The sequence below is a fragment of the Pedococcus bigeumensis genome (genome assembly GCF_039531795.1).
Classification (GTDB): Bacteria; Actinomycetota; Actinomycetes; order Actinomycetales; family Dermatophilaceae; genus Pedococcus; species Pedococcus bigeumensis.
The window spans coordinates 339,898-352,442 of sequence record NZ_BAAAQS010000005.1 but is presented as its reverse complement, the minus strand read 5'-3'; the positions used below and the strand labels follow the sequence as shown (position 1 = coordinate 352,442).

Annotated in this window: 13 protein-coding genes; 8 read left to right on the top strand and 5 right to left on the bottom strand. The window is 73.0% G+C overall.

All coding sequences use genetic code 11. From position 1 onward, the window contains the following. Positions 1 to 6: 6 nt before the first annotated feature. Complete coding sequence (locus tag ABD262_RS17405) at positions 7 to 1,527, bottom strand: 1,4-alpha-glucan branching protein domain-containing protein (RefSeq protein ID WP_344138927.1); 1,521 nt, start codon at positions 1,525 to 1,527, stop codon at positions 7 to 9. Between the two features lie 70 nt (positions 1,528 to 1,597). On the opposite strand from ABD262_RS17405, the gene ABD262_RS17400 reads away from it, so the two are divergent. After that, the gene (locus ABD262_RS17400; protein WP_344138925.1) at positions 1,598 to 2,305 is read left to right on the top strand and encodes a hypothetical protein; all 708 of its coding nucleotides are present in this window, start codon (positions 1,598 to 1,600) and stop codon (positions 2,303 to 2,305) included. Between the two features lie 4 nt (positions 2,306 to 2,309). Here the strand turns inward: ABD262_RS17400 and ABD262_RS17395 are convergent, their stop codons facing one another. Further along, the gene (locus ABD262_RS17395) at positions 2,310 to 2,726 is read right to left on the bottom strand and encodes an MmcQ/YjbR family DNA-binding protein (protein WP_344138923.1); all 417 of its coding nucleotides are present in this window, start codon (positions 2,724 to 2,726) and stop codon (positions 2,310 to 2,312) included. A gap of 99 nt (positions 2,727 to 2,825) precedes the next feature. Here ABD262_RS17395 and ABD262_RS17390 point away from each other — a divergent pair, with 99 nt between their 5' ends. The 5 genes from ABD262_RS17390 to ABD262_RS17370 all read left to right on the top strand — a co-directional run bounded on the left by ABD262_RS17390 (position 2,826) and on the right by ABD262_RS17370 (position 6,909). Further along, positions 2,826 to 3,539 (top strand): VOC family protein, encoded by a 714-nt coding sequence (locus ABD262_RS17390; protein ID WP_344138921.1) that lies wholly within the window; start codon positions 2,826 to 2,828, stop codon positions 3,537 to 3,539. Then, positions 3,536 to 4,021 (top strand): alternative ribosome rescue aminoacyl-tRNA hydrolase ArfB, encoded by a 486-nt coding sequence (gene arfB / locus ABD262_RS17385; RefSeq protein ID WP_344138919.1) that lies wholly within the window; start codon positions 3,536 to 3,538, stop codon positions 4,019 to 4,021. The genes ABD262_RS17390 and arfB overlap by 4 nt, the downstream gene beginning before the upstream one ends. 225 nt (positions 4,022 to 4,246) lie before the next feature. Next, positions 4,247 to 4,801 carry a DUF2231 domain-containing protein gene (locus tag ABD262_RS17380; protein ID WP_344138917.1) on the top strand — a complete coding sequence of 185 codons (555 nt, stop codon included), beginning with the start codon at positions 4,247 to 4,249 and terminating at the stop codon, positions 4,799 to 4,801. Between the two features lie 48 nt (positions 4,802 to 4,849). After that, on the top strand, positions 4,850 to 5,542 hold the full coding sequence (locus tag ABD262_RS17375) for a response regulator transcription factor (RefSeq protein WP_344138915.1): 693 nt from the start codon (positions 4,850 to 4,852) through the stop codon (positions 5,540 to 5,542). Beyond that, on the top strand, positions 5,539 to 6,909 hold the full coding sequence (locus ABD262_RS17370; protein WP_344138913.1) for a sensor histidine kinase: 1,371 nt from the start codon (positions 5,539 to 5,541) through the stop codon (positions 6,907 to 6,909). The genes ABD262_RS17375 and ABD262_RS17370 overlap by 4 nt, the downstream gene beginning before the upstream one ends. Positions 6,910 to 6,926: 17 nt before the next feature. Here ABD262_RS17370 and ABD262_RS17365 read toward each other — a convergent pair whose 3' ends face one another. Then, entirely contained in the window at positions 6,927 to 7,691 is a 765-nt protein-coding gene (locus tag ABD262_RS17365; protein WP_344138911.1) for a class I SAM-dependent methyltransferase, read from the bottom strand. 155 nt (positions 7,692 to 7,846) lie between these two features. Here ABD262_RS17365 and ABD262_RS17360 point away from each other — a divergent pair, with 155 nt between their 5' ends. Both ABD262_RS17360 and ABD262_RS17355 read left to right on the top strand, forming a co-directional pair. Beyond that, the gene (locus ABD262_RS17360) at positions 7,847 to 8,629 is read left to right on the top strand and encodes an electron transfer flavoprotein subunit beta/FixA family protein (RefSeq protein ID WP_344138909.1); all 783 of its coding nucleotides are present in this window, start codon (positions 7,847 to 7,849) and stop codon (positions 8,627 to 8,629) included. 46 nt (positions 8,630 to 8,675) lie between these two features. Then, the gene (locus tag ABD262_RS17355; protein WP_344138907.1) at positions 8,676 to 9,635 is read left to right on the top strand and encodes an electron transfer flavoprotein subunit alpha/FixB family protein; all 960 of its coding nucleotides are present in this window, start codon (positions 8,676 to 8,678) and stop codon (positions 9,633 to 9,635) included. Positions 9,636 to 9,859: 224 nt separating this feature from the next. Here the strand turns inward: ABD262_RS17355 and ABD262_RS17350 are convergent, their stop codons facing one another. Beyond that, positions 9,860 to 10,714, bottom strand: a complete 855-nt coding sequence (locus tag ABD262_RS17350) for a GNAT family N-acetyltransferase (RefSeq protein WP_344138905.1) — start codon at positions 10,712 to 10,714, stop codon at positions 9,860 to 9,862. 286 nt (positions 10,715 to 11,000) lie between these two features. Beyond that, entirely contained in the window at positions 11,001 to 12,452 is a 1,452-nt protein-coding gene (locus ABD262_RS17345; protein ID WP_344138903.1) for a S8 family serine peptidase, read from the bottom strand. Between the last annotated feature and the right edge of the window lie 93 nt (positions 12,453 to 12,545).

Genomic DNA, 12,545 nt, shown 5'->3' with positions numbered 1-12,545 from the left:
CCGGGTTCACCCGAGGCGGGCGTCCAGTGCGGGAAAGGCGTTGTCCTGCAAGCCTTGTCGCCGGGCTTCGTCGAGCGCCTGGTCGCGCCGTCCGTCCTCGATCAGCTGCGCCAGGAGGTGGAAGTCGCGGCGGTGCTCCTCGGCCCGGCGTCGCGCGTAGTCGACCGACTGACCCCTGGTGACGAGGAACGCCCAGTCGCTCGACAACGCGTGCCACAGGGTCTGCAGCAGCTGGTCGAGGTCGCGTCGTCGGGTGCCGAGGCGACCCGCGGCCCGCTCGCGGTCGAGCACGTCGACCCAGCGCCGCTGGAGCCACTCGTTCTCGTGCGCGATCTGGCGCACGGCCGGACCAGCCCACACCGAGTAGTCCTTGCCCGCACCCCAGGAGCCCGGCGCGAGGTCGAGGTCGCCGGCGACGTGGCCCTGCGCCAGCGCCTTCTCGAGGGTGGTCACGGTGACGCCTGCTCGCCGCAGGGCGCGGACCGCCTTGCCCAGGAACACCGGCCCCTCGTGCCACCAGTGGCCGAAGAGCTCGGTGTCGTAGGCCGCGACGACCAGCCCGGGCTCGCCACGCACCTCGTGGGCGTGCAGCAGCTGGTCACGGACGGCGTCGACGAAGTGCGCGACGTCGTGGTCCACCTGGCCGCGGGCCTCGTCGGGGTCGTAGGGGCGTTTGCGGTCCACGTCGACGTCGGGCTCGGTGATCGCCCACAGCCGGATGCCGGTGAACTCCTCACGAGCGTGGAAGTCGCGATAGACCGGTGAGGCCGGGTAGCCGCTGCGCGAGGACCAGATCAGGTTGGTGACCTCGAGGTTGCGGGGCACGGCCACGAGGTCGGTCCCGCCCACCCGCCACGCGGCGTGCGGGTGACCGCCGGAGTCGCGCACGGTCTGCTCGTCGACCACGAAGTGGCCGACCCCGGCCTCGGTGAACTGCTCGGCGAGCGTGGGGTGCCAGCCACACTCAGGTGACCAGATCCCGCGGGGCCGCTCGCCGAGTCGCCAGGCGCTGTCGGCCAGGCCCGCGTGCAGCGCGAGCGCGGCGATCTCGGGCCTGAGCAGCGGGAGGAACGGATGGGCGCTCGGGCCGCCCAGCAGCTCGACCACCCCCTGGTCACGCAGCCCGCGCAGGACCGGGGACCCACCCGCGCCCCAGCGGGTCTCGAGCAGGCGCGCCGCGCCGGACGCCCCGGCATACTCGCGCGCTGCCGTCGACCGGCGGTGCGGGTCGCGGTCGAAGGCCATCTCGCGAGCCCGTAGGCCCCACAGCCCCGCCCACGTCGCGGCGTCGCGTCGCATCCGCGGGTCGTCGAGCTGGGCGGCGAGCACGGGGGTGACGCCGAGGGTCAGCACATCGCGATGGCCCTCCGCGGCAAGGGAGTCCAGCTCGGCGACGAGCGGCAGGTAGGACTCGACCCAGGCCTGGAACAGCCACTCCTCACCGAGCGGCCAGACCCCGTGGCCGGGCAGCCAGGGCAGGTGGGAGTGCAGGACGAGGCAGAAGGCGCCCGGCACCGGTGAAGTCACAAGCCACCAGTCTGCCGCAGAGGGTGCGGATACTCATGCGTGGCGGGGCCTGCGCGTCCACACTTTCGCCATGTCGTCCCGCATGGCCCCACGCGCACTCCTTGCACTCCTCGCCCCAATCGTCCTCGCAGCCACGGCCTCCCTGCTCCTGTCTGGCTGCGGTGCGTCGTTCCGGCCCGACGGCGACGCGGCCCGCGCGGCCCGTGCGGCCGGTGACGCCGCGGCCGAGCGGCTGCTCGACGAGGTGACGGACGGCGCGCCGCCGGTGGGGACCGCGGTGTTCGACCTCTGCACCGAGGGGCAGCACAACTGGAAGCGACACGACGACTACGACCACGAGTGCGACCTCGCCCACTCGCGGGTGGTCCCCGGCGCGGCGACGACCGCCGACGTGGACTCGTCGCTGCGCTCGCTGCACCTGCGCCTCCTCGGCGCGGGTTGCACGGTGTCCTACGGAGGCTCGGGACTGGCGGGCGTGGCCGACGTCTACTGGCCCTCGCGCCAGAAGATGAGGAACCCCTCACCCGGCATGATGCCCTCGGAGCGGTACAGCTGCGACACCGGCGACGGACCGGCGGTGGAGCTCGAGGTGGAGCCCTACGCCGCGGGTCGCGACGAGCGCTACGACCTGAGGCCGGACGTCATGCTCACGCCGTATATCGCCACGCGCACCCAGCGGTCCGAGCCGTTCCCCGCCTCGACCGAGGCCGCCGTCGCCGGGTCGGGGCTCGCGCTGCACTACGTCGTGACCGCCAAGGTCGCCTACCTGGTCGTCTGAGGGCTCAGCCGTCGGGGCGGGTGACGAGGCGGGCCAGCTTCTTCGGGGCCATCAGGCAGTAGCTGTCGGCCATCAGCTCGGCCACCTCGTCCCAGTCGGTGTCGTCGTCGAGCACCATGCCGATGACGTGGGGGCTCCAGTCCGGCTTGTAGAACGGCAGACCCGCGTGGACCAGGGCCTCGAGCTCCTCCCCGGACGAGCGGAACGTGACGACGTCGGCAGGGCGGCCCAGCCGCGCGGCCAGCCCGAACACCGAGCCGCCGCGCGGGTCGACGTGGGCCAGGTGGGCGAACGTGCGCTGGCGGATCCGCCACCGCACGCCGATCCAGGCGTCCTGCTCGTGGGTCTCGGGCAGCGCGAGGCAGATCGCGGCGACCCGGGCCACGAGGGCCGGGTCGAGGTCGTCGCCGACGTCTCCCACGGCCGCGAGGCTAGACCCGCGCACCGACAGGCCTGCGAGTCGCCACCCGCCGACCGAAATGCTGTTGCCCGATGCGGGGGGCCGTGACACGGTGCGGGCATGTCTTCCACCCTGGTGGCCGTCGACTTCGACGCACACCGTCCCGCAGAGCTGGCCGGCTTCTGGGGATCGGTGCTCGACCGACCGGTGGTGGAGCGCGCCGGAGGGCTGCTCCTGGAGGGCGACGAGACCCAGGTCGGCCTGCGGTTCGTGGCCAGCCCCACTGAGAAGGCCGGGCCCAACCGGATCCACCTGCACCTCACGAGCACCGACGTGGATGACATGCAGCGGGTGGTGGACGCGGCGATCGGGCGAGGTGCCCGTCACCTCGACGTCGGCCAGCTGCCCGAGGAGGGGCACGTGGTCCTGGCCGACCCGGAGGGCAACGAGCTCTGCGTCATCCCGCCGGACAGCTCGTTCCTCGCGGGCTGCGGCTTCCTCGGCGAAGTGGCCTGCGACGGCACCCGCGCAGCGGGGGTGTTCTGGAGCGAGGTGCTCGGCTGGCCCCTGGTGTGGGACCAGGACGAGGAGACGGCCATCCAGTCCCGGGCCGGCGGGACCAAGCTCGCCTGGGGAGGCCCGCCCCTGGCGCCCAAGCCCACGAGGAACCGCCAGCGACTGGTGCTGGGCACCGTGGGCGACCACGTGGCGGAGGTCGGCCGCCTCCTCGCGCTGGGCGCGACGCGACTCGACGACTGGGACGTGGCCGGCCGGGAGGGTGGCGGCACGACCCTGGCCGACCCCGACGGCAACGAGCTCCGCCTGCTGCCGTGATCGCCGCGTCCGGCGGGCGGCCGCAGCCGGGGGCGTCGTTGCGCCTGCCGCCAGGTCCGGGGTTGCGCCACGGCCTGGTCATCGACGCCGGTGAGCTGGTCGAGCGCTTCTCCCGCTCGTCGGGGCCCGGCGGACAGGGCGTCAACACGACGGACAGCCGGGTCGAGCTCGACTTCGACCCCGCGACCTCGCGCGCGGTCGCAGCGCTGCCCGAGGCCACCCGTGAGCGGCTGCTGGAGCGGTTGGCGCCCAGGCTTGTCGGCGGCCGGCTGGTCGTCGTCGCGTCGGAGCACCGCTCCCAGCGCCAGAACCGCGTCGTCGCACGGCAGCGCCTCGTCAGGATGCTGCGGGAGGCAGCGGCACCCGAGCCGCCGACCCGCCGGCCCACCCGACCGACCAAGGGCTCACAGCGGCGCCGGGTCGACGCGAAGAAGCGCCGCGGTCAGCTCAAGTCGGGCCGACGCGCCGTCGACGACGGCTGACCCCGGGCGCCGACGCGCCGGACGGGACGCGCCGGAGGCGACGCGGGGCTCGAGGCGGTGGGGGCTCGAGATGGCGTTGCTCGAGGCGACGCGGGGGCTCGAGGCGGTGGGGCCCACTGCGGTGTTTGCTTGCGACTGCATGCGCTTGCGGCTGCCTACCGTTGAGAAAGTGTTGAGATTCGGCTGCCACGGTGGGACGGTCCGTCCCCGATGACAGGAGCTCACGTGCCCGCCACCATTCTCGGCCTCCCGGCCCACCCCCTGATCGTCCACGCCGTCGTGGTGCTCGTGCCGCTCGCGGCCGTGCTGGTGGGCGCCTCGGCAGTCTCGGCGCGGTTCCGGCACTGGTCGAGGTATGCGACCCCGCTCGTCGCGCTCGCCGGCCTGGCCATGGTGCCGCTGGCCTCGGAGTCGGGCGAGGGGCTCGAGCGCAGTGTCCCGCACTCGGCCCTGGTCGAGCAGCACGCAGAGCTGGCCGACTCCCTCCTCCCGCTCATGGTCGCCGTGACCGTCGTGGCCCTCGTGCAGCGGTGGCTGGACCGCCGCAGCGTCGCGACGGCAGCGGCTGACGGCGGGACAGCAGCCGACCAGGTCGACAGCCCTCGGCGCAGCCCGTCGGGTCAGCGAGCGGCGGTCCTCGTCGTCGCCGTGGTGGCGCTGCTGGTGTCGGCAGGCACCCTGGTGCAGGTGGGCCGGATCGGGCACAGCGGCGCCAAGGCGGTGTGGAGCGACGTGAAGGTCAAGGGCGGAGCCGACGAGTCGGGCCCGTCGCGACCCTGACGGCCCGGCCGGCGCTGACATGCTGTGCAGATGGTGGGTCGAGGGTCCGTGAGCGACGACGGCACCAGCCGTCCCGGCGAGGGCGAGTCGCTGCTCCTCGTCGAGGACGACCGCGAGCTCGCGGCACTGCTGGAACGACTGTTCTCCGAGCAGGGCTACCAGGTCGACGCCGTCCGTGACGTGCAGGGCGGGCTGCACAGCGCCCTCACCACGTCGTACTCCGTGCTCGTCGTGGACCGGCGGCTGCCCGACGGCGACGGCGCGGAGCTCGTGTCGCGGCTGCGCCGGAACGGCGTGACGACACCGGCGCTGATGCTGACCGCCCACGGCGCGGTGCACGACCGGGTCAGCGGACTCGACGCCGGCGCTGACGACTACCTCGTGAAGCCCTTCGAGTCGACCGAGCTGTTGGCTCGCATCCGTGCGCTGCTGCGTCGCCACGTGGAGTCGGCCGCGGTCCTGCCGCTGGGAGCGGGGTTCCTCGACACCGCGACGGCCGAGGGGGTGTTCGGCGACGGCCGACGGGTCACCCTCTCGGCCGCCGAGTCGGCCCTGCTCGCCCACCTGGCCCGCCGTCCCACCCGGGTCTTCTCCCGTGACGAGCTGCGGGCGACGCTGTCACCCGGCACGGTGAGCGACTCCCTCATCGACACCTACGTCTACACGATCCGGCGCAAGCTCGGACGAGCCGCGATCAGGACGGTCCGGGGAGTCGGCTACCGCGCCGGGGAGCTGGCGTGAGCGGGGCGGCTCCCGACCCCTTCCGTCGCGCGCGACGCGTCATCGCGGCGCAGGCCCTCGTCGGCGTCGTGGCCGGTGTCCTGGTCGCCGGTCTGGTCACCGTCCTGATCGTCCTCGTCGGGCAGTCGCGGCAGGTCAACAGCCAGCTGGAGGCCCTCGCCGCGGCACCGAGGACGACGGCCGTGCCGGCCGGGACGTTCGTGGTGACCATCGCGGGCGACGGACAGCGGACGGCGTCGCCGGGCGCGCCGGGCACCCTGCCGCGCGAGGACCAGCAGCGCGCTGCTCGGGAGTCCCGCGACGACCTGGTCACGGAGACGCAGGTCGGTGACGACGAGTACCGGACGCTCACCCGGGTCGTGGACGGCGCCGTGGTGCAGGCCGGTGTGGCGCTCGAGCCCTACGAGTCGGAGCGCCATCGACTGATCATGGCCCTCGCCCTGGCCGGGCTGGGAGCAGCCGCCGTCGCGGCCCTCCTGGGTGCGCGTCTCGGCAGCCGCGCCGTGGCCGTGTGGGACGAGGCGATCGCCCGGCAACGGACCTTCATCGCCGATGCCAGCCACGAGCTGCGCACACCGCTGGCCCGGCTCGCCCTGCGCGCCGATATCCTGCAGCGTGCCCTGGCTGCCGGCGCCACTCCCGAGTCGGTCTCGGCCGACGTCGCCCTGCTGCGCGAGGAGTCCGCTGGACTGGCCGACATCGTCGACGACCTCTTGCAGACCGCCGACCTCGAGGGTGCACCCGAGGCCGGCGAGCTCGTCGACCTCGTCGACGTCGTGGACCACGTGCTCCGCCACAACGCCGTCCTGGCTGCGGAACGCGGAGTCGTGCTCACGGGTGCCGTGGACGACGTGCCACCGGTCCGTGGCGCTCCCACCGCGCTGCGCCGGGCGGTCGACGCACTGCTGGACAACGCCCTCCACCACGCCAGCCACCGCGTCGTCGTGCGGTTGCGCGTCGCGGGCGAGCCGGTCGCGGGCGCACCGGTCGAGGGCGCACCGGTCGAGGGCGCACCGGTCGAGGGCGTGCCGACGACCGGCGCACCAGGGGACGGCGCACCGGTCGACGTCGCACGCGGGGACGGCGCACCGGTCGAGGGTGACTGGGTCGAGGTGTCGGTCGACGACGACGGTCCCGGGCTGAGCGCCCACGACGCCGAGCGCATCTTCGCCCGGTTCGCCCGAGGCGCGGGGTCGCAGCGCGGGTTCGGCATCGGGCTGGCGCTCGTCAGGGACGTCGTCGAGCGCCACGGCGGCACCGTCGAGACCGTGCCGCTGCACCCGGGCACCCGGTTCCGGGTCCGCCTGCCGGTCGAGCGCGTGGAGCGGGTCGACGACGACGACGCCTCGACCACGGACCGCGGCTGAGCGCACGAGCACGCAGGTCAGGAAGGCAGCCGCACCACGGCGAACAGGTCGAGGCTCGGGTCACCCGCGTCGCCGAGGTCGAAGTCGAGTGCCGTCACGGACCCCACGGTCGCGCGCAGGTCGTCGTCCCACGCCTCGGGGCCAGTGCGTTGCTGGGCCGTGACGACCGATCCGTGCGCCGACTCCCAGTGCGCCAGCCGCTGGCCGTGTCCGAGCCCGCTGACGTCGACCTTCGCGCCCGGCAGCCAGCGGGACAGCTCGTCACCGAGCTCGTCCGCGTCGTACTCGCGGCAGTGGTAGACGTTGGACGGCCGTTCCCGGCGACCGAGCCCGGGGGAGAAGGTGAGCCGGTTCGGGGTCGAGACGACGAGCACGCCGCCTGCCCGCGTGACCCGGGCGAGCTCGCGCACGTAGTCACCGGGCGTCCAGATGTGCTCGAGCACCTGGAGGGAGACCGTCACGTCGACGGCGCCGTCGGCCAGGGGGAGCGACGTCAGTGCGCCCCTGAGGTATGCGGCCCGCTCACCCCCGTGGGTCCGTGCGGCGTGGGTCGTGGTCGCCGCGTCGTAGTCCACGCCGACCACGCGCACGCCCGGCCAGGCCGCGTCGAGCAGCCCCGCGGCATACCCCTCCCCGCAGCCGGCGTCGAGGACGACGCCCGGGGTGGACGACACCCAGCCGGGCACGGCGGCATACCCGGCCTCGTGCCGCCTGAACCAGTAGTTCTCGGCGACCACACCCGGCACGGTGCGCTCGCCGGTGATCGTCAGCGGTGTGGGCACCGTCACCTCCTCCGTGCGTGGTGCGCGCTTGCGCTGCGAGGCTCGTGGTGAGCGTCACGCGCTGGCGGCGTGTGGATTTCCCGCAGGGGCTGTAAGGATGGCACCTGACCCGATATTGATCCCAGAAGTCATTCCGAGAAGGGGACGATCAGCACATGAACATCGTCGTCTGCGTGAAGTACGTGCCGGACGCACAGTCCGACCGCACGTTCAACGAGTCCGACAACACCACCGACCGGGTGGGCGTCGACGGACTGCTGTCCGAGCTCGACGAGTACGCCGTCGAGGAGGCCCTGAAGCTGGTGGAAGCCGGTGAGGGCGAGGTGACCGTGGTCACCGTCGGCCCCGACCAGGCCGCCGACGCGCTGAAGAAGGCGCTGCAGATGGGCGCCGACAAGGCGGTCCACGTCAAGGACGACGCGATCCACGGCTCCGACGCCGTGGCCACCTCGCTGGTCCTCGCCGAGGCCGTCAAGAAGATCGGCAGCCCCGACCTCGTGATCACCGGCATGGCCTCCACCGACGGCACGATGAGCGTCGTCCCGGCCATGCTCGCCGAGCGACTCGGCCTGCCGCAGGTGACCTTCGCCTCCGAGCTGACCGTCGACGGTTCCACCGTGACGATCCGCCGTGACGGCGACGCTGCGTCGGAGACCATCGTCGCGACGCTGCCCGCGCTCGTGTCGGTCACCGACCAGATCAACGAGCCGCGCTACCCCTCGTTCAAGGGGATCATGGCTGCCAAGAAGAAGCCGGTCGACGAGTGGACCCTCGCCGACCTCGGCGTCGACGCGTCGCAGGTGGGCCTCGAGGCGGCCTGGACCAAGGTCGAGTCGTTCACCAAGCGCCCCCCGCGCGAGCAGGGCCAGATCGTCACCGACGAGGGCGACGGCGGCACCAAGCTCGCAGAGTTCCTGACCGCGCAGAAGTTCGTCTGAGCCGGCCCGTCCGTGCTGCCCACGAACGACAGAAAGAGGAAACCCCATGGCTGAAGTACTCGTGCTGGTCGACCACGCCAACGGCACCGTCCGCAAGACCACCTCAGAGCTGCTGACGATCGCCCGCCGCCTCGGCGAGCCCAGCGCCGTCTTCGTCGGTGACGGGTTCGACGCGGCGAAGGAGACGCTGGCCAAGTTCGGCGCGGAGAAGGTCTACCGCGTCGAGAGCGCCGACGTCACCGACTACCTGGTGGCCCCCCAGGCCGAGCTGCTGGCGCAGCTGGTCGAGAAGACCTCCGCCGCCGCCGTGCTCATCCCGAGCAACTCCGCCGGCAAGGAGATCGCGGCCCGGCTGGCGATCAAGACCGACTCCGGGCTGATCACCGACGCCGTCGACGTGCAGGCCGGAGAGGGCGGTGGCGTCAGCACGACCCAGTCCGTCTTCGCCGGGTCCTACAGCGTCAAGGCCACCGTCACCAAGGGCACGCCGATCATCACGGTCAAGCCCAACTCGGCCACCCCCGAGGAGGCGGCCGGCGCGGCTGCCGACGAGGCCTTCGAGCCGACCATCTCCGACGGCGCCAAGAGCGCCAAGGTGACCGAGTCCAAGCCCAAGGAGGCCACCGGCCGTCCCGAGCTCACCGAGGCCGCGATCGTGGTCTCCGGTGGCCGTGGCACCGGCGGCGACTTCTCGCCGGTCGAGAGCTTCGCCGACTCCCTCGGTGCAGCCGTGGGTGCCTCGCGCGCCGCCGTCGACGCCGGCTGGTACCCGCACACCTCGCAGGTCGGCCAGACCGGCAAGCAGGTGTCGCCGCAGCTCTACGTCGCGTGCGGCATCTCCGGGGCGATCCAGCACCGGGCCGGCATGCAGACGTCCAAGACGATCATCGCGGTCAACAAGGACGAGGAAGCCCCGATCTTCGAGCTCGTCGACTTCGGTGTGGTGGGTGACCTGTTCGCGGTCCTCCCGCAGGCCACCGAGGCCGTCAACGCCGCCAAGGGCTGACCCGGGCAGACCACCCCGCGTATGCCGCGTGCTCGGCAGGCGCAGGAACGCCCCGGACCACTCGTGGTCCGGGGCGTTCGCGTACCCGTCCACGGGTGAAGGGCACGCGTGAAGGCTCGGGTGAAGGCACGGGTGACGTCGCGGGTGAGGGCGAGGTCGCGGGCGACGGCCAGGGGGGACGGCCTCAGCGGACGCTCCCCGGGGCGCGCTCGCAGGGGGCCGCGTCAGGCGGACGGCGCCCGCCACACCCAGTTCTGCCTGAGGTAGGCGTCCCGGAACCCCGCCCTGCGCAGGTTGTGCAACGAGGGGTTGCGCTGACCTTCACCCTCGGCCCACGTCTCGGCCACCATGACCCGGCCGCCAGCCCGTCGCGCCGTCTCCACCCGCTCGACGAAGAACCGCGACTGGGCGCCCCGGCCGCGGGCCTCGACGAGCGTCGCGGCACCGCAGAACGACGCCCGGTCCCCGTCGAGGAACAGGTTCGCCCCGGCCACCACGCGATCGCCGTCCCACGCGGCGAACGGGTGGAACCCGGCGTGACCGACGACGGCTGCCAGCATCCGGCTGAGCGGCCCGACGGGCATGCCGAACCCGGTGCAGAAGACGTCGGCCCACTCCAGGGCAGACTCCTCGGTGACCTCACCCACCCGCAGGTCCGTCGACGCGGGCGGCGCGGGGGACGGGTCGCGCAGCAGCTTCACCCAGCTCGACCCGGGGGCCAGGCCGAGCCGCGGGGCGACCTCGGACCAGTCCGCCGGGAGCGCCGTGGGCGCGACCTGGAGCGTGCCTGTCGCCGTGCCGTGGTCGCGCCAGGTGTCGATGACGGTCTGCGCCACCTCGGCGGTGAACGGTTCGGTGATGCCGAAGCCGAGCGCCTTGTTCCAGTAGCCGCCGGCGGGGTCGTGACGCATGGCCAGGACGACGCCGCCGGCGAGGCGGTGGGTGGCGATGCCCAGCTCGTCCTTGACCTCGTCGGGGGCCCCGGACTCGAAGGCGTACAGGCACTCCGCCTCGACCTGTTCCGCGTCGGCGCGGTCCCGGGGCGGCCGGGCGCCCGCGTCGTCGGTGGCTGTGTCCATTGCCGTGCCTCCTGACCACGGTGCTGGTGCTCGGCGCCGAGGCTACTGCGGCCGCAGGCGTCCCGACTCCGCCGAACGCACGACCGGCCGCGGCCGGCGAAGCAGTCGTGGGCCGCGCCGCGGCCGGCGAAGGGGGCCGGCGGCATACCGAGAACGCCCAGGACCACGCGCGGTCCTGGGCGTTCGGGCCGCCTGCCTGCGGGGTTGGGTCGCGTGGCGGCGGCGGTGTCGGCGTCCCGGGACCTCCCTCACGGGACCCCGGGACGCCGCGCTGTGCGCTGGGCTGTCAGCGCACGGCGTTGGCGGCGGCGACGACGTCGACCAGGCCGTGGCCCTTGTCGAAGCTCGTCGTGCCGTTGGTGCCCGGCTCGTACGGGGCACCGTCCGTGTACTTGTAGGCGGTGGACTCCAGCGCCGCCTCGATCTGCGCCGGGGTGGCGGCGGGGTTGGCCTGGAACAGCTGCGCGACGATGCCCGAGATGTGGGGCGTGGCCATCGAGGTGCCGCTGATCGTGTTGTAGTCGCCGCCCTCCTGGGGGTCGAGCCCCGAGGTGCAGATCGGCAGGTAGATGCGGCACGAGCTGGTGATGTCCTCGCCCGGCGCCGAGATGTCGGGGTAGGTGGACTGGTCGCCGGCCTTGCCGCGGCTGGAGAAGTCCGAGACGGTGCCGTCGCGGGTGCCGGTGTTCTGGTCGAAGAACGAGGCGACCGAGAGGATGCCGGGGGTCGGGTCCTTGCCGGGCGGGTTCGACAGGTCGGCGGAGCCGTCGCCGCCGTCGTTGCCGTTGGCCCAGACGCTCACCACGCCCTCCTTCACCAGCTCACGCTGGATCTTCACCGTGGCGGAGTTCGGGTCGAACGCCCCACCACCGGTGGGTCCGTAGCTGTTCGACGTCACCTTGATCGGCGGGCAGGTGGACGCGGGAACCCCTGCGCCACAAGGGGCGTCGTGGTTCTCCAGGACCCAGTTGAGGGCGGCGTCGGCTCCGATGATGAACAGGACCGCCCCCGTGCTGATGCTCACGAGGCTGGCCCCGGGCGCGGCGCCGTGCATCTTGGTGCCGTCGGAGAGCGTGACGTCACGACCCGCGACGATGCCGTTGACGTGCATGCCGTGGCCACCCACCGAGAGCAGGTCGGTGTTCAGCGCGCCGGCGTCCACCGGCGCGCAGGTGCTCTCGGTCAGCGGTTCGCACACCATCTTCAGGTTCTTCACGACGGCGCTGGTGCCGTCGGCGTTCTGCAGGAAGGGGTGGGTCGGGTCGACCCCGGAGTCGATCACGGCGACCGACACCCCCTTGCCGTCGAGGGCGGTGCCGTTCGCGCCCGTGAGGGTGCTGCGCGCCTCGTCGCCGCGGGTCGCCTTGTTGGACGTCGACAGGAGCATCTCGATGGGCTGGTTGCCCTCGACGTAGGTCACGCCGGGCTGCGAGCGGACCGCCTGCACCTGGGCGGGCAGGCCGGTCGCCACGACCACGCCGACCTTGTCGAACGTCGTCACCCTCCGCAGGCCGACGGCCTGCACGGCCCGAGTGGCCGCCGCGGTGTCCGTGCCGTGCACGAGGACGGTGGTCGGGGTGGCTGCCTTGAGCACCCCGAGCTGGGACGCCAGCCAGGGTTGGACCGGTGCGAGGGTCTGGCCGGAGGACAGCAGGCCCGCGGAGGCGGGTGTGGCGAGGGCCAGGGCGGCGAGGGCCGCTGTGGCGACCGTCGCGACGACGGTCCGGGTTCTCTTCACGGTGCGCATGGGCTTCGGTTCCCTTCGACTGACCAGCGTGACTGACCAGCAACGGTGATGGTCGGTATGCCGTGTGCAACGAAGGTTCGCGGG